Below are 23677 nucleotides of genomic sequence, written 5' to 3' on the forward strand. Positions count from 1 at the left end.
TTTAGATAAAATTATGATTTCTTTCTCTGTAAAAGTCTTTTTACTCATGATTTCTCCGTCTCCAGTATGTCTCTAGTTGTGTTATTAAATTATATAAAAAAAGTACCCTATAGAAAGCACTTTTTTTAAGTGTCTACTCTATAGGGTACATTTTATTTTAGGTTGGGCATTTTATTTTTAGAAGACGCTTCTTACACTAACCTTCCTGTTCGTTCAACAAGTAAAAAAATAACCGCCTCAGCGATCATCATCCTGAACAAAACCACCCAATTGTTTAAGTACATTTTTTCATAAACTTTCCCTGAATAAAAGAAAGGCGGGGCACCTGTTTACCAATACGTTTTATCAATTCTAGAGGACCTCTAGGCAATAATTTCAAGAGGTACACTAAAAATAGTGTGTGGAACCCTTTGTATCCATTCTTAAATTCGAGTGCATTTGTTTTTCTTTCAAGTAATATTTCATAAATAATTTGGAGTATTCCCCATAAAGGTACCTACTTTTCAAGTGCGTATTATCCTCGAAATATGCAGCATCCAATTTTAAATAATTCCACGCTTGTCCATTTCGACATAAATCGACAATCCGTATAATGTAGTACCTCTAAATAAAGGTGGTGATTCATAATGTACGGTTACGGTGGATCAAGTTTTGTATTAATTGTTGTTCTATTCATTCTATTAATCATTGTTGGTACTTCTTTTATGAAAGGATACTAATCTTTTAAAGAAAAAAATGCCTAATCCGAAGCCATAGAGTTCATCTCTCTTTTAAAAGAAGCGTAAATACCACGCTTCTTTTTTGCTGTTTGACTTACTACACACTTTCTCTCTTTACTACCCAATATGGTTCAAATGTTGCAGTAATTTAATTTACTTCCTACTTTGAATAAAACAAAAAGCTCTAATTCTTATTGATGTAACCTGCCCCTTTGTTTAACTAACCTGCTCTGTAAGTAAAAAAGCGTATCTACGACTCTAGATTAAACTCAAGCACCTGTTAGTTGAAAAAGAACTCATTAAATCCACTTAGCAAACCAAGCAACATAATATGCTGCGGGGATAAGTATTAGTTGAGCCACAATTGTACCCAAAAATTTTGAACTAATCATCGTCAAAGAGTAGCTTTTTAAGTAAATATAATTCGTTTGTTTTTTCATCACTCTATCAGCTAATACGGAAGCTTTAGGGTCAATAAACAATGTCAATAAGATAGTTGCTATACCGTTTATAATCCCCGATGACATTAAAGCAGCCTGTGCATAATCTTTGGGAACTATCATTGATGCATAAATGGAAGATAGTACTCCGATGGTAAATACAGCAGAAATGATGACATTAATCACAAAAAGCCGCTTTGGTATGGTTTTTAATGTAATTCCCTTTAGATATGAAAATCTTGGTAGTCTAAAACACGTTACTATTTTTTTGATGCTTTTTCGATTGAATTGAGTCACAAACAGTGTAATGATTGAACCTCGTTGATTTGAAAGTTGTATGATGGCTCTTGAAAAAATATTTATGAACGTTGGAAAAAGCAGTATCCCGCACAACACTCCAATTGAGGTTACTCCGATTAAAATTCTATATTGTTCCTCTATGTAATGTAATTTGTTTAGATCAGGTGCTTCAGCGATAAGTTTTGCAGTAAGAGGTTGCTGTATCATTGTAGAAAACCTTGAAACAATTACCAGGGTACTAAACAAAGATAACGCAGTGGCAATCAATTTTACCCTTGCGCCTGAAATCCTTGTTGAATAAGCTAATGTCTCAATCATTGTGATTATCAATAAAAATAGAGATATAATAATGACCTTACCTGTAATTAACTCCATAAAAGTCCCCTTAAAAAATTATTATAGATGTATTATACACTAAATATTTTGTTTCGGAATTATTAAGATGACAGTAGAGCGATAAGTTGAAAAAGTGAAATCGCCGAAGCGTCCCCTCTTGCCAGAGCATACCTTAACTAATTGCCAGAAACAGTTAAAGCGCCCTACCATTTTTTATTTCTTATCATAAATTATAATGAATGAGTTTAAATAGGAGGAATTGATCTATAAAAAGAATAATTATGAACGAAGCGATTCAATCAAAAGTAGTGAGACTCGTCTCAGATAGCGGTCAGCAAGTGTTACCCACCGCTCAAGCGCTTAACATGGCGATTGAAATGGGATTAGACCTGGTTCAAATCAATGAATCTGATCCACCCGTTTGTAAGATTTTAGATAGCGGTAAATACAAATTTGAATTGCAGAAAAAAGAAAAGCAGAACAAACAGAATCAGAAAATCATCGTAACAAAAGAAATTCGGTTATCCATCACGATTGATGAAAATGACTTTCAAACAAAAGTAAAAAGCGCCATCACTTTTTTAACAAAAGGGTATCATGTAAAGGTAAGTGTTCGATTTCGCGGAAGAGAAATCACCCATTCAAAAATTGGCGAAGAACTCCTCGCTCATTTTTGCCAAGAGGTTAGCCATCTTGTGAATTCTAAAACAGAGGCAATATTGCAAGGCAGAGTCCTGTCGATTTTGTTAAAACCATAATAAAGAGCCCTAAAATCGGGAGCTTCAGTAAAAAATAGCGTGTAACTTCCCACGCTATTTTTTCTTTAGCTCGGGTTAAATTAAAGCCCTAACAGTAGCCATACATACGATACCGACTAAAACTGTAACAGACAAACTCTTTGTCCATAAGGCTATCACAAGTGTTGGGATAATAGCAGCAAGTACACTCCAATCAATTGATAGTAATGATGATTTGTCTTTAAAGATAAAGCTATCAACGATAAGTGCAGTAAAAATACAAATAGGGATAAACGAAAGCCACTTAATCACCACTTTTGGCAGATTTACATTTCTTATCACTAAAAAGGGAATGATTCTCGGAACGAAGGTGACAATGGCACACCCTAAAATGATGAATAAAATGGTTAAATCCATACTCATTTGTCTTTTACCACTCCAATCGTTGCAACCATTATGGTCGATAATAGAATCGCTATATATGAAGGAACAAACATACATAGGACCAACATGGCGACCACAACATAAATAATTAAGGATAGATAAAACCTTAATTTACTTTTTTGTATCGTTTGTAATTGTAAAACAAGTAATGCCAAAAACATCGCGGTTAATGAAAAATCTAATCCAAATACCTTTGGATTTGAAATCCATTTGCCAAAAATGGCACCCAGCATACATGATACAATCCAGCATAAATAAGCTGTTACATTCAACCCATTCATCCATCGGGCATTAACACTTTCCCTTTTAGCAATTTTATTGAAGGCAACGCCAAACGATTCATCTGTTACAAGTGCACCGATCCCGATATTCTTCATTAAAGAATATTTTGTAAAGTGGGGAGCCAATGTCATACATAATAAAAAATTCCGTAAATTCACAATAAAAGTTGTAAATACAATCACTGAAATCGGACTTCCTGATACTAACAGTGCACAAATTATAAACTGAGCTGCACCTGCATAAACTAATGCAGCTAATAGGGTAATTTCTACGATACTTAGATTAGAGGAACTCCAACAATCCCCATTGCAATTCCAATACTGATGTACCCAATTAAGGTTGGGATACAATCTTTTACCCCCTGGGAAAATGTAGGGAGATTCTCTTCGCTGTTCACTTCGTTTACTAATTCAATCATCGTTCCCCCACTCTCTCGTCTGTTATATTGTTCATACGTATGTTATAATGAATATAATAAAGAGTCAAGGAGATTATGTATGGAGTTTATTCAAGAGGTTATAGCAAGTAATCTTGCCGAAATAAGAAAAAAACGGGGATTGAGCTTGGATCGTCTAGCGGAACTAACTGGTGTAAGTAAAGCCATGTTAGGTCAAATTGAAAATGGAAAATCAAATCCGACGGTTACCACACTCTGGAAAATCGCAAATGGATTACACGTATCCTTTTCTGCTTTTTTAAAGGAAAATGAAAAGCCGCAAATTGAAAAAATAAACATCAATCAACTTACTCCAATGATTGATAATGATGGAAATCATCTTGTCTATTCTCTCTTCCCATTTAACCCCGAAAAAAAGTTTGAGATTTTTACTGTGGATCTCAAGCCAGGATTTAGTCATCTATCTGAAAAACATATAGGTGAGGAATATGTACTTATCCAAAGGGGAACCCTTACACTCAAAGTTCAAGGCGAGAAGTTTGTATTAAACACGGATGAGTCAATTAAATTTCAAGCAAATACTGAACACATTTATATAAACAATTCTGATGAACTGGTTAGATTCTACATAATTATCTTTTATCCCGACTAATCTCTATGACTATTTGATATTCAAGTCATAACAATTTCAACTGAACAGCCCAACAACTGAATAATAAAAGGCTGCCATTTTTATGGCAGCCGGTTTGGATTCCAGTGAGTTTCTTCTATTTTTTTATGAACCGAAAAATAAATCCAGTATATTTGAAGCTTTCGATGATTGCTTATTATAGAACTCGGAATAACCGCAATTCTTACACTAAACAACGATAAACTGATTATGTTGAACATCAAACATTTTGGATAATCCTGTCCCAGTCATCGCGACTTCTTTTTTCCCTGTATCTTTGCTTCCACATTTGATATAACCTTGTTCAGACATACTTGTTCTCCTCCCTCTTAAACTACTTATTTATCTATTTATAGTTTCATCTATTATTTTTACTCCTAAAACTGTTTTTCGCATTTAAAATAGAATGACTTGGGATGATTGTTTCAGCAATTGGATTAATCATTGCAACACTTCCCATGCTTGAAAAAACCCCGTCAGCGCTACTTCAAAGTGATGATGACATTTCCCTTCTTATGCCCCTTTTCCACGTAGCGGTGAGCCTCGGCAACCTGTTCCAATGGATATCGTCGATCGATGACCGCTTTGATCTTTCCAGCCTCAAAAAGCTCTTTAAGGAAGATTAGATTTGCTTGGTTCTGCATGAGGCCCGCAGTTACGAAAATAGCTTTCTTTTTTCCAAGCGCCGCAGTTCGTAACATGTCAAATAGAATGGAAAATGAAAGGGACGTCGAAAGGTAAACGCCTCTTTGCGAGAGCGAGCCTTTACATTGTGCAAAGGAGCGCTTACCCACCGCATCAAAAATGACGTCATAGGTTTGACCATTTGTCGTAAAATCTTCCCGGGTATAATCAATAACCTTGTCGGCTCCATGTGACTTTACCAACTCTACATTTGCTGTACTGCATACTCCTGTGACTTTGGCCCCTAAGTATTTAGCAATCTGTACCGCATAAATCCCCACCGCTCCAGATGCGCCATTAATCAGAACAGTTTGCCCATGCTGTAGCTGTGCTTTATCACGGAGGAACGTCAAAGCCGTTGGTGCACCATCACAGACGGCTACAGCTTCTTCAAAGGACATCGCGGACGATTTAATCGCAAGCGGTGTGTTTTCGTGCAAACATTTGTATTCGGCTTGAGCACCAAACGTCTTTGCACTTAACCCCAATACTTGGTCGCCTACTTTATATCGTGTTACTTTTTCGCCAACCAGATCAATTTCACCGGACAACTCCGCACCGAATATCGAGTTTCTCGGTCTTTTTAAACCGTAAACAAGCTGGACGAGGGGGGAACCTTTTCGAAAGGTACAATCCGCTGGCCCGACTGAAGCCGCTTGAATTTTGATTCGGACCTCATGATCTTTGGGTAGTGGCGTATCTACCTCTTGAAGTTGAAAAACATCCGGTGATCCATATTTGGTGCAAACCATTGCTTTCATTATAGCCTCTCTCCTTTTTTCATCCCTCATAAAAGAATACCTCTTCCAGCGGTAAGTTAAAGGCATGCGCAATGCGAAAAGCTAATTCTAGAGATGGAGAGTATTTTCCCTTTTCGAGAGATACGATGGTTTGTCTTGTTACCCCCACCTTGTCAGCCAACTGCTGCTGAGTCATTTCATCATGGTTGAAACGTAATTTACGGATGTGATTGCCGACAAGATGTTTACCCATTTTTTACACTCCTCTCCGATAGTGATAAAGCTTTGTAACCGAGCCTGTCAAATCGGAAATAAATCCTGAAATGATCAGGGTCATGAACATTACCTGAGAAAGCTGATAAAAAACGAGCGAACCCATTGCAAGAAGAAAGCCGACAATAAATACAAAATAACTATTTCGGTTCGCCTTCAAGTCAATTAACTTATCCAATTCATCCGCGAATGATGGTTCCTTTTCTTTCGTAGTAATTCTAAATACAATGTTAAAAATAATACTGATAACGATATGAGCAATCATTGACAACAAAATCAGCAAAATAACAAAGGAACCCCAATAACGAAAGGTTTCCGGCGACTCCAGACCCCCTTCTGGGTATCGAGGATACATATACAAGCAATACGTTCCGAAAATGAGAATCGTGCTGATCAACGATACTATGCACTTCTTTTCTTGATAGGTCATGGTTTAAACCTCCTGTATAGTCACTTTTACATCGTGTAAAGTAATATATGCATCATGTAAAAAAAAGTTTACATGATGGAAACTATTTAGTTCATTTATTGTTCGACAGCGCCTTATCGTGCAATATTCTTTAAGACCAGATCATTACGATTTCTTTTCCTTGGAGAATCTGTATGATTGGATTTTGTTGATTTAAGCTTGATGGGCCAAAAGCATACCAGGTGCCATATTGGAAAGAATAAGTGGGAAAAACACGAGATGATGAGGTGTTGTTATGGACCATAAAGTGCTGCCAAGGAATGAATGGATTGAAGCGAGAAAAGAGCTGCTACAGAAAGAAAAGGAATTTACGAAGTTGCGGGATGAACTGACACAACAGAGACGTAATTTGCCATGGGAAGCTGTCAGTAAGTCTTACACATTTGAAGGTCCCAACGGTAACTATTCACTAGCAGACTTATTTGATGGAAAAAGTCAGCTGATTGTATACCATTTCATGTTCAATCCTAGTTGGGATCAAGGCTGTAAACATTGTTCTTTTTGGTCGGATCACTACAGTGGGATGATTCCGCATTTAAATCACCGTGATGTCTCTTTTGTATGTCTTTCCCGTGCACCCTTAGAAAAGTTGGAAGCATTCAAAAAACGTATGGGTTGGACATTTCCTTGGTATTCATCAGGGAATACTGATTTTAATTATGATTTTCAAGCATCTTTCACTGAACAAGAAGTAGAGGATAAGCGAGCCTTTTACAACTATACACTGCAGAATCCTATGAGTAGCGACAGGGAAGGTGTAAGCGTTTTTTACAAAGATGAAGATGGAGATATTTTTCATACATACTCGACTTATGCTCGTGGCATTGACATGATGAACATCACATACCAGTTTCTCGATTTGGTGCCGAAAGGTCGACAGGACGATCGCGGACTGCGGCATCGTGATCAATATGTCGCTAAAATATAATAAATTTAATTTGAGGAAAATTTACATCAGAAAGAAATGACAAAATAATGTTGAACTGATTTACTTCCATTTAGACCAATTATTGGTCTTTTTTTATGATCTTTTGTCTATAAACCCTGCCCCTTTTGCGCAATATGAAAAACCCCGCTAAAATGCAGCGGGATCTTCGACTATTGCACCACCTATTCAAGAACTTAAAAGATTGAAGTAATCTTTACTTAATGGTTCCCATTCCGCTAATGGTTACATTTACTTTTACATTTACATCGGCCTTCGAAAAAACTTCATCCCATTGATTTTGGACTTTTTTCCACTCTGGATACGTATATGCTCTTGCATATAGACCATAGCCAAAAGGGTCTATTTTAGCTGTTTGCGCTTTCTTTATTAAATGCTCGAAATCTGTTTTCAGTTTTGTTTGAATACTCTTTTCCAGTTTGGCTGCATCTTTCCTTACATTGAAAGGAAAAAGCATTTCCGTAATGGCAACTCTCATTTTTATGTTAGTGTCAAAAATATAATGGCCGTCATATCTTACCTTTGTTTTTACCTTGATGCTTTGTGTGCCAAAGCTTAACCAATGTTTCTCTTGTCCATTCGGTTCCAACGGGACTGAAAGGGTGAATGGAAAATCCCCTCTTTTTTTGTTCTGCAAGATCCGTAATAATTTGTTTTCGTGTGGTTTGATCGTTAGCTTGTATAAGCCGTTTTCATCCAGAAGAGCCGTTCCGGTCAACATGATTTTGCTATTTTTTTTCATCTCGGTAATACTTGCCGTCTTCCCCTTTTCAATCATTTGCTCATGAAATTCTTGAAGAGTTGTTTTTACCGTTACATTTCTTCTGTAGGCGGTATCTACTAAATTTGCTAAATACAGTGGGAGACGAGGCTTGTCCTTCGGCCTAAAAAAAATTAGGTCCGATACAGGCCCATCTACTGCAACGACTCGTGTGGTTACCGTATTCTTTGGGTCCCGATAGTAGGGATCGATGTACCTTATCCAGTTTTTTTGTTTTAAAAGCTTTTTCCCGATTAAAATTAATTGAGTTTTACTTCCAGATGTCAATGCCATCACCGTGGTATCAAATAGTTCCCTTGAATCTCTAACCGTATAGGCTTTTACAGCGACTTTCTCCTCCTTCATCTGCGCTTCCTTATTAAAGACTGGACTTGTCATGTACACCACTAAATGATTATCCTCATCCAAATCTAAACCAAGGATAAGTGTAAGAGTGACATCCTCCACATTGATTTGGTCCACACATCCGGTCAACATAAAAACCGAGAGCAATAAACAACCTAATATTTTTCTTTTCAAAGGTTTACCCTCCGACGGTACTTTTCATATATCCAGCTATAAGCCCATAAACAAGGAGGAACTACATAAGCCAATTGCAGCCCGCCTTTAACAATCATCGTTTGCCATTTTTCAGATTCATTCCAGGTAGGCTGAAACCAAAATACCAAGCCAATAATAATTAATAATAAGATGATTACATGTGGGCTATGATCCTGTTTTCCAAGTAATTGACTAGAACAAAATGTTGCAAAGTATATGCATGGCATCCATGCTGTGGAAACCACAATCAGATAATGAGCCAATAAAATCATGTCAAACCGCTCCAAAAAGCGAAATTCTATTAATTTAAGTAAATTCAGGACGGGTTGATTAAATTCTAATATCCCATCGGGGCTAAAATAGGCAAAACAGACAATCGTCACAAATAAATAGAACAACATGGTTAAGGTGTTCGCAATGGTAATTCCGAGAACAGCATGTTGCTTTTTTTGTAAAAAGGGGTACAAGAAGAATGCCACTTCAAATCCTAAAAAGGAAAATGCTGTGGTGGGTACTGCGTATATTACTGGTTTCCACCCTTCTTTAAGTAATGGAAGAAAGTGGAGCCAATTTCCATCCCTAAGCGGAATCAAGAAAAAAAGTGGAATCCACATCACCATGTAAAATGATAACTCGGAATATCTGCCTAAAATGCGAATCCCGTTCCGGGCAACCAAAAAAGTGGGAATCGAGAATAATAGTAATATGATGAAATCGGGGGTTCTAGGCAGAAACCATGCCTTGATATAAAGGCAGCCGTTTACAAGAATAGTCCCACCATAAAAAGCAAAGTACAACATGTAAACAATGACTACTGCTTTCCCAATAATCTTTCCGAATAATCGAATAAGAATCTCATAAAGTGTATCGTTTGGGTATCTTTCCACCGTTTTAATAATAAAGATACTCGCCATTACAGAAAAAAACCATCCAATGAGTAAAGAAATCCAACCGTCTGTTCCTGCTTTTTCTGCAAGTACACGCGGAAGAGCTAGAACGCCCGTTCCCACCTGCGTTCCATTAATTAGGAAAATATACTGCATAAGGGTGATTTCATTATAGGCATATTTTTTCATTTTCTCACCTTTTAGTGCGATTTTTCCCTTGCCGAATCATTCGATTGGCCCCTGTGCCTTTCGGGCGTTTTTTCATTACCCATAAAGGAAAACGCATAAAGGCATCCTTCATATCGGTAATTCTAAAAGGAGCTAAAGGACTTCCGTAAGGAGTGCCCAGCGATTCAAGACTAATTAAATGGCCTACTAAGGTCATCCCTCCGATTACAATCCCAATCACACCAAACAAGGAAGCCGCTAGCATCATTGGAAATCTCAATAGTCGAATGGAAGAACTCATATCATAATTGGGGATGTTATAGGAAGCGATGGCTGTAATGGCTACGACTATGATCATAATGTTGCTTACAATCCCTGCCTGAACCGCCGCTTGACCAATGATAATGCCGCCCACAATTCCAATTGTCTGGCCGATTGGAGTGGGAAGCCTGAGTGCCGCTTCCCTCATTAATTCTAAGGTCACTTCCATAAGAATCGCTTCCATCACAGGTGAGAGTGGAACTTGTATCCTGGACTCTGCAATCGATAACAAGAGCTTCATCGGGATGACCTCAAAATTAAAGGAGATAAACGCAACATAAGTCGCGGGCAAAAATAGAGCAATCATTAACGCAATGAAACGCAATAGTCGGATAAAGGAAGCAACTAACCAACGTGTTCCGTAATCATCTATCCCCTGAAAAAAAGACATAAAATTGGTTGGAGCAATTATTACGCTCGGGGAGCGATCCAAAATAATAGCAAATCTCCCTTGAAGAATATGGGATACAGCTGAATCAGGTCTCTCAGTTAAGATAAATTGTGGAAAGGGTGAAAATGGATTATCTTCAATGAACTCAATCAGTTCACCGGTATTAATGATGGCGTCCACATTAATTTTTTGGATCCGTGTTTCTAGTTCTGTTAGCACCTCTTCAGAAGCTACATCACTTAAATATAAAATGGAAACTTTTGATTTCCCCCTAATACCGACTGTCATCTCTTTCAATCGTAATTCCTGTTGGGGGATATACCTGCGAATTAATGCAATATTTTGACTCCCGGTTTCAACAAATCCTTGATGGGCCCCTTTTAGAGAGATTTCATTCTGAGGATCTTTTATTTCTCTTTGCGGCCAACCTTTTGTAGCTAATTGATAGGCTGAGTTTTGACCACCTAATAATAAGATGCTTTCTCCTCCTAAAATAGCCTCTTCGATTTGACTATATGTATAAGCGATTTCTATTTCTCCCAATGTGATTGGCAGTTCCTGATTTGGGTCGAAAGAGCTTTGCATCAGGGGCTTCAGAACGTGATAATGGATCGCATTTTTATCCGTCAATCCTTTTAAGTATACTAAAGCGGCATCTGTCGAATTCCCTGCAATTTTAAATCGACGAATGACTAAATCAGGTGCTTGAGAAAATAGCTGGAGAAGTTTTTCTGTATTTTGAGTTAAATCCGCAGAAAGGACATCATCTTGCCTATTTTTGTTATTTTGTTTGCCCCCAGAAGAGCCCTTGCCTTTTAAAAACTTCTTAAAATGAAACATCCTCTCCGTCCCTCTCAGCTTTTGCATTAAGATTATGTTTTTAATATGCTTTCTTAAAGGAAAAATATTCTATTCACTTTCCTATTCATTATTGCTGTGGTTTGGACTGTAAAGCTAACTGTTTTTACACTTGACATAAAAAACTGCTCATAGGAGCAGTTTATTAAAAAGTCACTCTTCTATTTGATCGCTATTTTCTCCTGAGTTGTCTGCCGAACCTGATTCATCTCCTCCGACAGCATGTTGCTGTTTGGTGTTGGAACTTTCTATAGCAGCGTTCGTTCCTGCTGCACTGTCATCTCCACTACCACTTGCTACCTGAGTAGCACTTGCTTGTTCAGTACTTGTTGTATTGACCTGATTATTTATGACAATCACAATTTCTTCTTCAGAGTGCTCTTTATTCTTTTTATGTGGTTCAATCTGTTTCCCGCCCATACCTGAATTGCTAGCTTGTCCCATAGCGCCAACACTTTGTTGCTGCTCAGTATTCGACGAATCAATTGCAGCATTATTCCCGGCTGCACTGTTTCGTCCAGCACCACTGGCAATTTGTGTAGTATTAGGAGCGCTTGTAAACTGGTTGTTAATGACGATTACAATTCTTCGTGAATCGGCTAGTGGACCCACATTAACATCTTGTTCATTTATTCGAATCTTGATGGTCTGATTAAGATTATTTCCATCACTGCTAGTTTCCCTGCTTATCTGATTAGACTTATTTTTATTTCTATTATTATCATTATAATAATTTTTGAGGCTCCCCATATCCTCACCCCCTTCCATTACTACTACTAATAAATGACTCGTTCGTAATAATGGCTTGGACAAAAAACACTTTTAAAAAAATATGTCACACTTAGTGAGAGTTTTTGGACAAAAGCGACTTGAATAATTTGGTGAATATTTGACACCCTACCAATATTAGGGAAAATATTTGGAGATGTCTTCAAATTAGGACAAAAAAGGTGCAAGATGAGGGGAGTATGTTATTCCTATCGATATGATTAATATTGCTGTGTTAAAAAATTGATCAACTGGTTGAAAAGAAACTCAGCGGGAGTCCAAGAAGCCAATTATTAGAATAAAGAAGAAAAAGTGCTTTGGAGAAGTACAAAATAACCCAAGGCAAAGGGGAAATGTAGTATATGGATAGGGTTAAAATAAGCGCATCCCAGCTTTTCGTTCTAGTATTTTTATTTGAAATGGGTAGTTCAATCCTCTTTGGTCTAGGAGCAAATGCAAAACAGGATGCATGGATTACCATTTTATTAGGGTTAGCAGGCGGTTTGATCGTCTTCTTTATACACTATCGTTTGTTTCTTTTTTATCCAGAATTAATTCTAACCAGCTCTATACAAAAAATTGCCGGAAAATGGCTTGGCCGGATTATCGCCTTATTCTATATCAGCTATTTTATTTATACTGCTTCAGTCGTATTACGAGATTTTGGGGAACTCTTGGTAACGACTGTTTATACAAGTACGCCGTTATTTATCATTAATTCATTGATGATTCTGACCATCCTCTATGGCATACATAAAGGCTTAGAGGTAATCGCAAGAGTGGGACAGATTTATTTTGGCATTATTTATTTAATGGCCATATTTGGATTTCTGTTAATTATTTTTTCCGGGTTAATCCATTTTGAATTTCTAAAGCCCATCCTTGAAAATGGATGGAAACCCATATTTAAAGAGTTTCTCCCTGGCACACTTACATTCCCTTTTGGAGAAATAGTTACTTTCACGATGATATACCCATTTGTGAAGGAACGAAAGAAAATAAAATTTGTTTGCATTGGCGGGATGATTTTAAGCGGGATTAATATTACCATTACCGTAATTATTTCGATTTCAACCATTGGGCCAGAATTGTATAGCCGCTCAAACTTCCCATTGTTAACAACCGTTGCAAGAATTCAACTGGCAAATTTTATCGAGCGGCTGGATGTTCTTTTTTTGCTCTACCTGATCATTAGCGGTTTCTTTAAAATATCATTGTACTTTTATGCAGCAGTTGAGGGTACAGCAGATCTATTTCAGTTTAAAAAAAAGGAAAAATTGTCGTTTCCAATTGGAATGATTGTTTTATTTGCATCCATAACCACGGCATCGACGTATGCTGAATTTATCAAAGAAAATATTGTAATTTTTCCATACTTTTTAAGTTTGCCTTTTCAAATTATCATTCCAAGCCTCTTACTGCTTATCGCATTCTTTCGTAATAGGAAGAAAAAACCTGATACAAATATAAATTGAAAAAACAGCCATTTATATTGCTAATGGCTGTTTTGTATAAGAAATTGGATTTTGTGTTTCTAGTCATTGCACTAGTTTCTTTTTGTAGAGCTTGAATATCTTCGCATTCCTTGTTAATAGAATACTCATTCTCTGAGTTCAAGTGGCAGCTCACCTGTTTACATAATATTTTTATAATAAATTATAGTAGCATCTAATTGTCCGTTTTCCGACCTTGCGTAGTTAGGAATCCTGCCGCCTTGAATAAATCCTAATGAGGAATAAAGTAAATTAGAAGGATCCCCTTCCCTAGTATCAAGAACTAATAAGGTTCTCCCCATCTTTATAGCTGTTTCCTGTGCTTTTTCCATTAATAAACGGCCAATTCCTTTCCTCCGATAATTTGGGTGCGTCATTAATTTGGCAATTTCTGCTCTATGTCCGCCATTCTGCTTTTGGCACAGATGCAATTGTACGGTTCCAGCTATTTCATTGTTCATCTTCGCTAAAAATAAAATCACGCCGGGATTTAATACATTTTCCCAATACTGGTTTGCATCTGAACGATTCAATGGAGGTAAAAAGCCAATTGATGCTCCATCTTCAACGACCTGTATGAGAAGTGAAGAAAGTTCATTTACATGTTCCTCAATGGAGATACAATTTTCTATTTTTATGGTATTTGCTGTTTTTGATCTATTTTCCATATAAACAACCTCCAAATTTCGTAAAATATGATTTTACTTTACTAAAAATACTTATTCTGTAAAAGTCTTATGTAAGAAAATCTTACCATGTATATTCGTTGCTGAAGATAAATGAATTAACACATTCACCCTAATCATAGATTGTTTATCCTAATCTATTAAGCATTTTTTTCATAGATAAAAGCACAATTGTAATAAAAAAGGGTACACACCTAAAGCATGTCTTATCCGTGATACATATAAATACAGTACAACATCACAAGAGGGACAGATGGAAGGGGGGGACAAGCGCTTACTGACGTTCGAGGAGGTAAGGAAGTATTATGAACCATTATTAAATTTAGTTAGTAAGAAAGGAGAAATAATATGCTTCAACCAATGGCTTGGATCACCATTTTAGCTTTTTTGGGTACCCTGGTATTTATTCTATGGAGACCCAAAGGGCTGAATGAAGCCATACCTGCTGCAATTGGTGCATTGATTGTATTCCTTAGTGGCAGTGTTTCATTTTCGGACTTAGGTGTCATCACGGAAACCATTAGTGGTGCAGCGATTACCATCATGGCAACCATTGTCATGGCGATTGTCTTAGAAAGCTTTGGATTTTTTAACTGGGTTGCAGATAAGTTAGCTGAAATATCCAAGGGGTCAGGGGTACGATTATTTTGGTATGTCAACCTGCTATGTTTTCTGATGACCCTCTTTTTCAATAACGATGGAAGTATTTTAATCACCACACCGATTTTAGTCATGCTATTGAACAATATGGGATTAAAGAACCATCAAAAAATTCCTTATTTACTTTCTGGAGGCTTAATTGCGACAGCTTCTAGTGCACCAATTGGTGTAAGTAATATTGTGAATTTGATTGCACTAAAAATCGTGCATATGACGTTGTGGCTTCATACAGCGATGATGTTTGTACCGGCTACACTTGGTTTACTACTCTTAGTCGGGCTCCTCTTCGTTTATTTTCGCAAAATCTTACCAAAGACCATTCCTACTAGTGTATCGGGTCTACACAATCTTTCTGATCATGCAAAGAAACTGGGACCTAAATTTGCTTCGGAGAAGAAAAGGACAAGATTTATGCTATATGTCCTGCTATTCGTATTTGCTGTACGTGTCAGCCTCTTTGTTGCATCCTTTTTCGCCATTCCTGTTTCCCTTGTAGCTGTTCTTGGATCGCTTGTTCTCCTAGGTTGGCGCTGGGCCTATCTAAAGGTTTCACCAGGCGATATGTTGAAAAAAACACCGTGGTATATCCTTATTTTTGCATTTTGTATGTATACCATCATTTATGGTCTAAACAACATTGGTTTAACAGACTGGTTGATCGGATTCATGCGTCCTTTGGTTTCTGGTAGCCTGCTCCATGCGAGTGTCTTGATGGGGACACTTTTAACGTTACTGTCGAACCTGTTTAATAACCACCCAGCGTTAATGGTGGGGACCCTTACCTTAACTCATATGAACCTGGATCTACTCTCCTTAAAAATTGCTTATTTAGCAAACATTGTTGGCAGTGATATGGGCTCGTTACTACTACCAATGGGGACGCTCGCTACGCTCATGTGGATGCATATTTTAAGGCGTGGAAAAGTAATGATTACCTGGTGGCAATATATGAAAGTAACATTCGTCGTGATTCCACCAACTGTATTGTTCACATTAGTGATTTTATATTATTGGGTTTCTTATTTTTTTGGAGGAGTCCTTCAAAGATAAACTTATTTAAAAAGGAGAATAAAGGTGAATTAACATGCTTTTAGATTTCATTGAAAAAAATGTTGAGGTGGAGATAACAGGAGGAATTTTTCACAGAGGAATCTTAATTGATTCCGGATTAGACATCCTTGTTTTGTATCATGAATGTACCCACACCTTTCTCTACATTCCATACGTTCAAATACAAAGAGTAAAAGAAATCAATTTTATCGAGGAAGATCTCTCTTGCGAACCTCATTTAGAAAAACCCATTGATACAGAGGTAATTTCCTATCGCCAAATATTGAAGAACGCTAAAGGATTATACGTTAAGGCATATGTTTCAGGGGACAAAACCATAAATGGCTATATAACCAGCATCATGAATGACTACGTTGTTTTTCACTCACCAGCCTATAAAACAATGTTCATCTCGATGAACCATTTAAAATGGCTCATTCCTTATCCGCCAGGTACAACTCCCTATAAGCTGGACAAAAAAAATCAACTCCTTATCCCCATATCAAGCCCCTTTGCTAGAAGTTTTGATGTCCAGTTGAAAAAGTTAGAAAATCGACTAGTTATTCTGGATAATGGTGACCACCCCGAAAAAGTAGGCTTGCTCGAAAAGGTACAGGATAATCAAGCAACCTTGTTAACAGATGAAGGTGAAACAGTGGTCTGGAATTTAGAGCATATAAAAACCATTCAGGTATCTCATTAAATCGGACTATTGAAACGGGAACAACATCCTTTATTTAAATCTAACTAAATTGGTAGGTGTTTAAATGGGAAATATCAAAAAAACATCAAAAGAAAAATCCACCCATTGTTTAGCGACGAGGATGGATTAATCATACACTTCTAGACTTATTATTTAGACCGGGAGAATCAGTCACGGTCTTTTTTTGGTGTATCACCTATTATTAGCATATGTAATTGAGGTATTTTTTGTTCTAATTGTTAAGAATAATGTAAAGACACATATATTCTTAACCTCAAGAATCATCCAATTAGAGTATTTCTTTCTAATTAGGTAGGTTTGGGTCCAATTACGATTATAGCATCCAATTCTGCAGGGCATGTCAAACTAGCCCGTTTTTACTGAAGAATTCCAAGATTTTAGGTGCCTGCATATCGCTTGTCTCAACTAATAATTGTCCACCACAAGCTAACTCCTTATGGAATTAATAAAATCTTACCCGTACTTTTCCGGCTTTCTAGATATCGGTGCGCCTCTTGTCCTTCTTTCAACGCAAATGTTGTAGGTTCTGATACTTTTAATTTTCCTTCTTCTATCCATCTGAATAGCTCGTTTGATCGAGTAATTCGTTCTTCCATAGAAGTGAGAACATTCCAAAGGTCTCCCCCAGTCAGGGTTTTTGATGCATCCATCAGCATACGAGGATCAACTGGAACAGGATCTCCACCTGACATACCATAAAATACAACTGTACCCCCGATGCGAGTTACAGCAAAGCTGTCCATGAGTGTAGAACCTACCGACTCATAAACAATATCCACCCCTTTGCCGTTCGTTACCTCCAGTACTTTCTGTTTCCAGTCATCCTTATACAGAGCAACGAAATCCGCACCAGCTTTTTTTATTACTTCTACTTTTTCCAGGGAAGATGTTAAACCGATTACCCTACCACCAAGAAGCTTTACAATTTGAACCAGTAGCTGCCCGACACCTCCGGCTGCTGCGTGTACTAAGATAACATCGTTATTTTTTACAGCATAACTGTCACTTGTAAGATAATGTGCAGTTAGCCCTTGAAGTAGTATAGATGCAGCCTGCTCAAATGAAACTAATTCCGGCAGAGGTATCAATTTTTCATATGGAACAGCTACTAGCTCTGCATTGGCAAACGGAACATCTGCAAATGCAATCCGGTCTCCTAAGCTTATGCCTTGCACTTCTGCTCCTACCTTTTCTACAATTCCTGCACCTTCATAACCTAAAATATATGGAGGCTTCCCAGCAAGATGATAATTTCCTTTCCTCCTATAAATGTCGGCAAAGTTTAGACCAATTGCTTTCATTCTTACAAGTATTTGATCCGGGCCGATGATAGGATCCATTATTTCATGATATTCCAGTACTTCCGGACCGCCATATGTATTAAAAACGAGTGCTTTCAAATTTTTGTAACCTCTTTTCATTGAACTTTTGCAAACCATTTTTATTAAATATTAGTCCATTATTAAATGCAAGTACTATTCCCCCTTAATCTTTTTTGTTCCCAAATCTGTCTCTTCGAAATATGGGTTAGTTTTACCACTTTATATGCCTCAGCTACTCCATTACCACCTTAAACAAAGCTTTCCTATTAGTATGCTTTGAAACATAACAATGTATTTCATATTAACTTAACATGAAAAGCGCACTAGAACTTCCACTATATCCTTCTCGTTCTTTCCATCTCTGTTTGTATGATTATTTTCCTTTCTCCAACACTTCTGATTCATATGTACATTAAGAAAATGCCTTCTACACTTAATTGACACTTCAGATAATATTAATCCGATTTTAATAAATAGCCTCCCTTTTTCTAATATAGTAGAGACAAGCAACATCTTAAATGCAAATAAATTGCGGGAAACCACTTTAGAGAAAGGAAATTGTATATGCAAACAGATCAAAATAAATTGAAAATATTACTTAGCAAGGTACCAGAAGTTACGATTTTCTTCTGGATCATCAAAGTTTTATGCACAACAGTCGGTGAAACATTCGCTGATTTCCTCAATTTCAACCTTGGATTGGGTTTAGCTAATACTACCATAATATTGGGAATAGCGTTTTTCATTGTATTATATCTTCAATTCAGAACAACGAAATATGTTGCTAGCATTTATTGGTTAACGGTTGTTCTAATTAGCGTATTTGGTACGTTGGTAACGGATAATTTGACAGACGGAATGGGAGTCCCACTTGAGCTTAGTACTGCCGTTTTCTCGGTGCTACTAGGATTAACTTTTCTTTTTTGGTATCTTAGTGAAAAAACACTTTCGATCCACTCGATTTTTACAAAAAAAAGAGAAGTTTTCTATTGGCTTACCATTCTTTTCACATTTGCACTTGGAACAGCAGTTGGCGACTTATATTCCGAACAACTCGGTTTTGGATATCTAAACACAGGAATAACAGTCATTATTATCATTGCTTGTGTATTTTTAGCTTGGAAGTTTTTGAAACTTGATGGGGTATTAGCTTTTTGGATTGCGTATATTCTTACTCGCCCACTTGGGGCATCCTTAGGAGACTATCTTTCACAACCGAAAGTTAATGGCGGATTAGGCTTGGGGACAACCGTTACAAGTGTCATTTTTCTTATCGCTATTTTTGCGATTATCATTTTTCTTGCTGTTTCAAAAATTGATATAACGGCTAAAAGTGAAACCACCGAAACAAAGCAAACATTTGGAAGTAAGAAAAATGTTTTGGTACAAACCATTGTAGCACTATGTATTTTCTTAGTTGTTGGTGTAGGCGGCTATGTATGGCGTAGCAATGACCTAGCATCACAATCCACTGCTTCACAAACGACATTAGCTGGACAATTAACAGATTTTATTAAAATTGAAAGCGATATTCAAAATGATGTAAACAAAGATAACTTTACTTCTGCGAAAAAGAGTGCAGACAATTTGGAACATCAATGGGATACATCAGAAGCTAAGCTTAGAAAAATAGATGGCACAACATGGACTAAAATTGATGGAACAATTGACGTTGTATTAGCATCGGTTCGTTCATCAAACCCGGATGCCAGCAAGAGCAAATCTGCACTTAGTCATTCGCTTAGTATCATTAACAAGGTAAATAAATAAAAATCTTAGGAACCGCAAATCGCGGTTCCTTTTTTTATTAATTAGGTTCTTTATGTTTTTGCTGTTTAATTGTTCAATTGCTCGTTCTTAAATTATCCGCCAAGCCATTGTCATTTATGCTTTGAAATCCCTCGATTTTTCCTTCTTCTTTTGAAGAGAAGATGACCTCCCCTTCTACATTTGCAGTTTTTTCTTCATCGTCATTTTTCTGATAACCAACTTTTGCTATGAAGGTATAACGATTTGAATGATTCTCACTCTGATTAATCGTAATATGCTTGAGACTTAACTTATATCCATTATCGTGAGCAAAAGTTGCATATTGAGAACCAATTGTAGATAGGAAAGGATTGAGATAATAATCTGTCATGTATGGTCCGTATACCTCTGCTATATACTTATCTAACTCCGGGTTCTCTTCTTTATTATTCACAACAGTCCTATATTTAGGATTCCACATTAGCTCAATAAACTTCTCATCTGGACCCGTGAAAAGGTGTTCAATAACATTTTTTATTGCTGTCTTATGCTGATCTTCCTCTTCTTTTTGAGAGCAAGCAGCAATTAAGAACCCTGACATTATCAACATTAAACAAATAAAAAAGGATTTTACTTTGTCATTATTTTTTGACATAACTCCACCCCTTTTTACTTATTTAACCTTATAGACGTTTTAAATGAATATAAGTTTCAAGCATTTTTCTTCCAATATCCCTATTGTTCGAATAAAAAAAGCCACCAAAATGGCAGCCTGATATTTAAGTAATACAACCGTTCCTTTAAGTATAATATTTCACAATAGTGTAGTGGAGAAATTTGTAGTAAGTATAAGAAAGGGCGTTGCTGCCTGTTTATTTAATAGCTCTGGTAAACTTGGTTGTTGATTTCCGCTCCAGGATGCTCGCTTTCCGCGGGGCGGGCGGTGAGCCTCCTCGGCGCTTAAGCGCCTGTGGGGTCTCACCTGTCCCGCTGCTCCCGCAGGAGTCTCGCACCTTCCGCTCCAATCAACGTTTTTCAAATCAACATGTCCTTTAACACAGCCTATTAATAAATTTATAAGAAATTGAATGATGCTGTGATCATAAGAATTTTTCACTTTTTTAGTTGTTCATTGTCTGTTGGCTTTAACATAAGTTACCCATTAATCGTGTCATTAAGACTTGCTATTTAAATTAGTGACTTTAAAAACTGCCTGTTCAGCTGACTGAAGTGCACCTTCAAGATGTCCACTACATTGTGAATTCGTCTCTGTACCAGCAAAAATAATTTTCTTTTCCCATACACCTTCTACTGGTGGTTGACCATAGCTTTGGTAATTCTTAAGAGGACTGTAGTCTTCCTCAACAGTCGTTTCAGAATCGCTAGACCAATCTTTATAAAAAATAGCCTTTGCGTTTTTAGCTTCACTTCCAAAGAGCTTAACTAACTGGTCACCAACCAATTTTAAAACTTTATCTTGACCCATTTTTTTACGTGCTTCTGGAGGCATTCCGAAGAAACCAAATAATGCACCAGAGCCTTTAATTGGAGAGGCATCATATATTTCTTCTAAAGGACCAACGGCACTCAATACATATCCAGAAAGTCCTAATTCTCTCCAGAAGGGACGGTCATAGACTGCAACTACCTTTGCCTGTCCCGCCATCCACGTAGGTTTTTGTACAATGTCAGTAATAAGATTGGGAGGAAGGGAAGGCGAAAATTCAATATGTTGCCCCACAAGACGAGGTGGCAATGCCAGAATAACAGCATCTGCAGGAAATTTTTTTCTCTTTCCATCAGAAAGCTCTGCTTCAACCGTGATATCACCAGCTTCATTCAGTTGAATTTTTTTAACTCGCGTTTCTAGCTCAACTATTTCTGAAGGAAATGTCTCTGCTAGAGCCTCAATAAGAGACTGCACGCCTCCAGTCAATCGGACCCATTTTTCGTCAGAATTTTCTTTCAGCACACAGCGTTCTGGTGGCTTGATTTGGAATCGTTCTATTAGTATTTCGCCATCCTTATATTGTTCGAAAGTTTCTAAATTAAGCTCTTTTACAAGATTAGCAATATGACTCTCATACTGAGGCCAAAACCACGTCGGGCCAAGGTCAAATCTACCTAGGTCAGGACTGTCTGGAACAGACGAACTCAAAATCCTACCACCAATTCGATCTCTAGCCTCTAGGACTCTACATTTAATGCCTTGTTCAGTAAGTAATGATGCAGCACGTAGTCCACTTAAACCCGCACCAACGATGATTACAGGATTGTTCATATTTTGTTCTCCTTATGACTGTGTATATGTTGTCTACTATTTTGAATCATCATAACATGCACAAAAAAACCATACAATGTTAAAATTGTATGGCAAAGAATATTAAGAAAACTCGTTTAGTAAATTTTTAAGTATCTTTAATCCTTGCTCAAGCTCTCCAAGCGTTTTCGGTGCACAGACAGATATCCTTACAGCCCTTTCTGGAGAACTATTTCCAACCACAAAACGCTCAGCCGCATAAACTTGTACTCCTTGCTTTGCAGCTAACGTTTCAAATTCTGCACCTGTCATTTTGCCAGGTAACAGCAACCAACGAAAGATGCCTGTTTCATCACCTAGACACGTATAGTCTGCCAAATAGCGATTTACGGCTTGGTTTCTCCGCATTGTTTGTTCCCGATGCCCCTCAATTAAGACTTCAAATTGATTCGATACGATTGTACGTGCTGTAAGTTCTGCTAATAACGGTGAAACGGTTATGTTTAAATTATAAAGTGCCTTTGAAATTGGTTCCTTGAATTGACTCGGCGCTGCTACATAGGATAGTCGTAACCCAGGGGCTAATGATTTAGATAAACTTGCGATATAGATCACCTGTTCAGGTGCAAATGATGCGACTGCTGGAAGGGGTTGCTTGCCCAGAAGATGGTACGATGCATCTTCAATAATGAACTGATTATATTTTTTGGCTATCGCTGCAATCTTTTTTCGATTCTCAACAGACATAATGGAAGCTGTCGGATTATGATAATCTGGGATTAAGTAAATGCCTTTAATATTATCATTTTTACAGGCATCTTCAAAGGACGTTGGACTCATTTCATAGTTTTCTGATTTTATCGGTACTATTTGTACACTAAGCATTGCTGCAACTGTCTTTAAGCCAGGATAGGTATGATGGTCAACACCAATCCGATCTCCAGGCTTACAAAGACTTGCCAGTGTAGCTGCAATCGCATTTTGACCCCCATTGGCAAATAAAATGTGTTCAACAGTTGTTTCAAACCCACCTCTTCGGATTAGCTTTATAGCAGCATCCTTTTGCCATAGGCTTTCGCCTGCTCGACCATAACCAAACCATTTTTCATAATCTGTCTCTTGCACCATAGTCTTTAATTGGAGCAGCAGTGGCTCGTAAGATGCATTATCCGGTAGTGTTGCGCCCATTTCAATTAAATGCTTGGGCTTTGTATCTTCAAGTAAATACGCATTGGATAACGCATCATATGATACAAATGTGCCACTTCCAACTGATGCACTTAACAATCCCTTTAACTCACAGACTTTAAATGCCTTTGAAATGGTACTCAGATTTAAATCCAAAAAATCAGCCAGTTCTCGCTGTGGAGGAAGTTTTGTTCCAGGCAATAAAACTCCGTTTACTATATCCTGTTCCAATTGCCCTGCTAGTGCTTGATAAATAGGCTTTTCAGTTTTATCAATCGATGGCTTCCAGCTCATCGGGAAGTTTTCAAAAGAATTAATGGGCATGATACGCATCCTTTTTCACACAATTACATGATTATACCGTTTTTAAATAAAATTCTATGTAGTGAATAAC

At 37.3% G+C, this 23677-nt stretch carries 22 protein-coding genes and 2 pseudogenes; 8 read left to right on the forward strand and 16 right to left on the reverse strand.

Going from position 1 to position 23677, the window contains the following annotated elements:
* The first annotated feature begins 626 nt into the window (after window positions 1-626).
* Window positions 627-719, forward strand: coding sequence for a YjcZ family sporulation protein (locus E2K98_RS05355; RefSeq protein WP_081810797.1), 93 nt, complete (start codon window positions 627-629; stop codon window positions 717-719).
* A gap of 299 nt (window positions 720-1018) precedes the next feature.
* On the opposite strand, the gene E2K98_RS05360 is transcribed toward E2K98_RS05355, so the two are convergent.
* A complete protein-coding gene (locus E2K98_RS05360; protein ID WP_133333247.1) occupies window positions 1019-1834 on the reverse strand; it encodes a lipid II flippase Amj family protein in 816 nt (271 codons plus the stop codon).
* 242 nt (window positions 1835-2076) lie between these two features.
* On the opposite strand from E2K98_RS05360, the gene infC reads away from it, so the two are divergent.
* A complete protein-coding gene (infC, locus tag E2K98_RS05365; RefSeq protein ID WP_133333248.1) occupies window positions 2077-2553 on the forward strand; it encodes a translation initiation factor IF-3 in 477 nt (158 codons plus the stop codon).
* Between the two features lie 75 nt (window positions 2554-2628).
* Here infC and E2K98_RS05370 read toward each other — a convergent pair whose 3' ends face one another.
* Together E2K98_RS05370 and E2K98_RS05375 are read right to left on the reverse strand one after the other, a co-directional pair.
* Window positions 2629-2955, reverse strand: coding sequence for an AzlD domain-containing protein (locus E2K98_RS05370; RefSeq protein ID WP_133333249.1), 327 nt, complete (start codon window positions 2953-2955; stop codon window positions 2629-2631).
* Window positions 2952-3676, reverse strand: a pseudogene (locus tag E2K98_RS05375) (AzlC family ABC transporter permease). Before E2K98_RS05375 ends, E2K98_RS05370 begins: the two are co-directional and overlap by 4 nt.
* Before the next feature lie 79 nt (window positions 3677-3755).
* On the opposite strand from E2K98_RS05375, the gene E2K98_RS05380 reads away from it, so the two are divergent.
* Window positions 3756-4307, forward strand: coding sequence for a helix-turn-helix domain-containing protein (locus tag E2K98_RS05380; protein WP_133333250.1), 552 nt, complete (start codon window positions 3756-3758; stop codon window positions 4305-4307).
* 123 nt (window positions 4308-4430) lie between these two features.
* Here the strand turns inward: E2K98_RS05380 and E2K98_RS05385 are convergent.
* The 4 genes and pseudogenes from E2K98_RS05385 to E2K98_RS05400 all read right to left on the reverse strand — a co-directional run bounded on the left by E2K98_RS05385 (window position 4431) and on the right by E2K98_RS05400 (window position 6452).
* A pseudogene (locus tag E2K98_RS05385) lies at window positions 4431-4637 on the reverse strand (zinc ribbon domain-containing protein).
* A 170-nt stretch (window positions 4638-4807) separates the two neighbouring features.
* Entirely contained in the window at window positions 4808-5800 is a 993-nt protein-coding gene (locus tag E2K98_RS05390; protein ID WP_328591961.1) for an NAD(P)-dependent alcohol dehydrogenase, read from the reverse strand.
* The gene (locus E2K98_RS05395; RefSeq protein ID WP_133333251.1) at window positions 5790-6002 is read right to left on the reverse strand and encodes a helix-turn-helix transcriptional regulator; all 213 of its coding nucleotides are present in this window, start codon (window positions 6000-6002) and stop codon (window positions 5790-5792) included. Before E2K98_RS05395 ends, E2K98_RS05390 begins: the two co-directional genes overlap by 11 nt.
* 3 nt (window positions 6003-6005) lie before the next feature.
* On the reverse strand, window positions 6006-6452 hold the full coding sequence (locus E2K98_RS05400) for a hypothetical protein (RefSeq protein WP_133333252.1): 447 nt from the start codon (window positions 6450-6452) through the stop codon (window positions 6006-6008).
* Between the two features lie 274 nt (window positions 6453-6726).
* On the opposite strand from E2K98_RS05400, the gene E2K98_RS05405 reads away from it, so the two are divergent.
* Window positions 6727-7419, forward strand: a complete 693-nt coding sequence (locus tag E2K98_RS05405; protein ID WP_133333253.1) for a DUF899 domain-containing protein — start codon at window positions 6727-6729, stop codon at window positions 7417-7419.
* Window positions 7420-7633: 214 nt separating this feature from the next.
* Here E2K98_RS05405 and E2K98_RS05410 read toward each other — a convergent pair whose 3' ends face one another.
* From E2K98_RS05410 to E2K98_RS05425, 4 genes are all read right to left on the reverse strand, one after another.
* Window positions 7634-8737, reverse strand: coding sequence for a Ger(x)C family spore germination protein (locus E2K98_RS05410; RefSeq protein ID WP_133333254.1), 1104 nt, complete (start codon window positions 8735-8737; stop codon window positions 7634-7636).
* On the reverse strand, window positions 8734-9834 hold the full coding sequence (locus tag E2K98_RS05415; protein ID WP_133333255.1) for a GerAB/ArcD/ProY family transporter: 1101 nt from the start codon (window positions 9832-9834) through the stop codon (window positions 8734-8736). Before E2K98_RS05415 ends, E2K98_RS05410 begins: the two co-directional genes overlap by 4 nt.
* A 4-nt stretch (window positions 9835-9838) precedes the next feature.
* The gene (locus E2K98_RS05420) at window positions 9839-11365 is read right to left on the reverse strand and encodes a spore germination protein (RefSeq protein WP_133333256.1); all 1527 of its coding nucleotides are present in this window, start codon (window positions 11363-11365) and stop codon (window positions 9839-9841) included.
* Between the two features lie 171 nt (window positions 11366-11536).
* Entirely contained in the window at window positions 11537-12133 is a 597-nt protein-coding gene (locus E2K98_RS05425; protein ID WP_235824724.1) for a hypothetical protein, read from the reverse strand.
* A gap of 380 nt (window positions 12134-12513) precedes the next feature.
* Here E2K98_RS05425 and E2K98_RS05430 point away from each other — a divergent pair, with 380 nt between their 5' ends.
* Entirely contained in the window at window positions 12514-13626 is a 1113-nt protein-coding gene (locus E2K98_RS05430) for a GerAB/ArcD/ProY family transporter (RefSeq protein WP_133333257.1), read from the forward strand.
* Window positions 13627-13784: 158 nt separating this feature from the next.
* On the opposite strand, the gene E2K98_RS05435 is transcribed toward E2K98_RS05430, so the two are convergent.
* Entirely contained in the window at window positions 13785-14312 is a 528-nt protein-coding gene (locus tag E2K98_RS05435) for a GNAT family N-acetyltransferase (protein WP_133333258.1), read from the reverse strand.
* Window positions 14313-14678: 366 nt separating this feature from the next.
* Between E2K98_RS05435 and E2K98_RS05440 the strand changes: the two genes are divergently transcribed.
* Entirely contained in the window at window positions 14679-16040 is a 1362-nt protein-coding gene (locus E2K98_RS05440; RefSeq protein ID WP_133333259.1) for an arsenic transporter, read from the forward strand.
* Between the two features lie 34 nt (window positions 16041-16074).
* Window positions 16075-16743, forward strand: a complete 669-nt coding sequence (locus tag E2K98_RS05445) for a DUF2642 domain-containing protein (RefSeq protein ID WP_165976180.1) — start codon at window positions 16075-16077, stop codon at window positions 16741-16743.
* Window positions 16744-17198: 455 nt separating this feature from the next.
* Here E2K98_RS05445 and E2K98_RS05450 read toward each other — a convergent pair whose 3' ends face one another.
* Window positions 17199-18185, reverse strand: a complete 987-nt coding sequence (locus E2K98_RS05450) for a quinone oxidoreductase family protein (protein ID WP_208025321.1) — start codon at window positions 18183-18185, stop codon at window positions 17199-17201.
* A 465-nt stretch (window positions 18186-18650) separates the two neighbouring features.
* Between E2K98_RS05450 and E2K98_RS05455 the strand changes: the two genes are divergently transcribed.
* Window positions 18651-19856 carry a hypothetical protein gene (locus E2K98_RS05455; protein ID WP_133333262.1) on the forward strand — a complete coding sequence of 402 codons (1206 nt, stop codon included), beginning with the start codon at window positions 18651-18653 and terminating at the stop codon, window positions 19854-19856.
* A 73-nt stretch (window positions 19857-19929) separates the two neighbouring features.
* Here the strand turns inward: E2K98_RS05455 and E2K98_RS05460 are convergent, their stop codons facing one another.
* The 3 genes from E2K98_RS05460 to E2K98_RS05470 all read right to left on the reverse strand — a co-directional run bounded on the left by E2K98_RS05460 (window position 19930) and on the right by E2K98_RS05470 (window position 23607).
* Window positions 19930-20490 carry a hypothetical protein gene (locus E2K98_RS05460; protein WP_133333263.1) on the reverse strand — a complete coding sequence of 187 codons (561 nt, stop codon included), beginning with the start codon at window positions 20488-20490 and terminating at the stop codon, window positions 19930-19932.
* 519 nt (window positions 20491-21009) lie between these two features.
* A complete protein-coding gene (locus E2K98_RS05465; protein ID WP_133333264.1) occupies window positions 21010-22116 on the reverse strand; it encodes a flavin monoamine oxidase family protein in 1107 nt (368 codons plus the stop codon).
* Between the two features lie 102 nt (window positions 22117-22218).
* A complete protein-coding gene (locus E2K98_RS05470; RefSeq protein ID WP_133333265.1) occupies window positions 22219-23607 on the reverse strand; it encodes an aminotransferase-like domain-containing protein in 1389 nt (462 codons plus the stop codon).
* Between the last annotated feature and the right edge of the window lie 70 nt (window positions 23608-23677).

Source organism: Bacillus salipaludis (genome assembly GCF_004358205.1).